We start from the raw sequence: 780 nt of genomic DNA, 5'->3' as shown, positions 1-780 counted from the left end.
GATCAGGCCGAACGCCGGCGTCAGCGCGCCATCGCCGGCGTTCGGCCTGATCAGCGGCGGGCCACCGTCGATGACGCGAGTCAAAGCGTCGATGGCACGTCCGCGCCAGGAACCGTGCGGCGCGACGCCAAGCGGACCGCGCCGGAACACGGCGTCGCCGATGCCGGCATCGGCGCTGCGCTCGAACGGCGCGACCACGACCTCGTCGCGGCCTATTCTGACGATCTCGCCGCGGCGGGTCCCAGCCTTGCCGCGCTGCTCGACGATGTCGCCAAGCCTCGCGATATCCGAAAGGCCGCGCACCTTATAGTGGGTTGGCGAGATCTCGACGACGCGGCCGCCGCGGCTGAGCACTGTTTGCGGATCGTCGAACCGCCGCCAGACGCGTTCGAGCGCCGACAGCCTGTCCGCCGAGCCGGCCTCGGCAAGCCTCTCGGGCGCGCGCAGCAGGGACGAGCCGGTCGCCATGCCGTTACTTCGAACCGAGCGTCTTGATCGCGTCGTCGGTGGAGGAAGCGCTCTGCCGGATCAGCGCCGCCGTGTTCTCGAAGGCACGCTGCACCATGATCAGCCGGGTCATTTCCAGCACCGGATTGACATTGGATTCTTCCAGAAACCCTTGCGCGACGCCGACGTTGGAGCGGTCGGTGACAGGCTCCGGCGTGCGCGCGGGCACGATACCGGAATTGCCGTAACGGACAAAATTGTCGCCGGGGTCGAAATCATAGAGCCCGATGGCGCCGACAAGCTGGTCGTTCTGCCTCAGCGAGCCGTCGGCGC

Annotated in this window: 1 protein-coding gene and 1 pseudogene; both read right to left on the bottom strand. The window is 68.1% G+C overall.

All coding sequences use genetic code 11. The features are described 5' to 3' along the window. Positions 1 to 468: pseudogene (fliI, locus tag EOA29_RS38615) on the bottom strand (flagellum-specific ATP synthase FliI); the annotation flags it as partial. A 4-nt stretch (positions 469 to 472) separates the two neighbouring features. Continuing rightward, on the bottom strand, positions 473 to 780 hold a 308-nt coding region (locus EOA29_RS38610), incomplete at its 5' end, for a flagellar basal body rod C-terminal domain-containing protein (protein ID WP_281061148.1).

Origin of the sequence: Mesorhizobium sp. M1E.F.Ca.ET.063.01.1.1, assembly GCF_003998155.1 — a bacterium.
Taxonomy (GTDB): domain Bacteria; phylum Pseudomonadota; class Alphaproteobacteria; order Rhizobiales; family Rhizobiaceae; genus Mesorhizobium.
The sequence above is the reverse complement of the archived record's forward strand: the minus strand, read 5'-3'. Positions and strand labels throughout refer to the sequence as shown.